This is a genomic window from Halomonas marinisediminis (genome assembly GCF_004347715.1).
Classification (GTDB): domain Bacteria; phylum Pseudomonadota; class Gammaproteobacteria; order Pseudomonadales; family Halomonadaceae; genus Halomonas; species Halomonas icarae.
The window spans coordinates 1-263 of sequence record NZ_SLTR01000545.1; the positions used below are offsets into that span (position 1 = coordinate 1).

The window sequence follows — 263 nt, forward strand, 5'->3', positions numbered from 1 at the left end:
GCCTGCACGATGGCATCGCCGCGCGCATGGGCCAGCCCCAGCAGGGTCGCCGCATCGAAACTGCCCGCCGCGTGGAGCGCGGTGTATTCCCCGAAACTGTGCCCGGCCATCCGGTGGGCCTCCAGACCGAAGCTCCGCACCAGGTTCAGCAGCGCGAGCGACACGGCCCCGATCGCGGGCTGGGCCACGTCCGTGCGCTTCAATGCCTCGATCTGCGCGTCACGCTCCTCGGGATCGAGGGTGGGCCGCGGGAAGATCCGCTC

At 71.1% G+C, this 263-nt stretch carries 1 protein-coding gene; it reads right to left on the reverse strand.

Annotation, left to right across the window (positions count from 1 at the left end; genetic code table 11):
• Positions 1-263, reverse strand: a 263-nt coding sequence (locus E0702_RS17745; RefSeq protein WP_132045813.1) for an acyltransferase domain-containing protein, incomplete at both ends; no start/stop codon positions are given.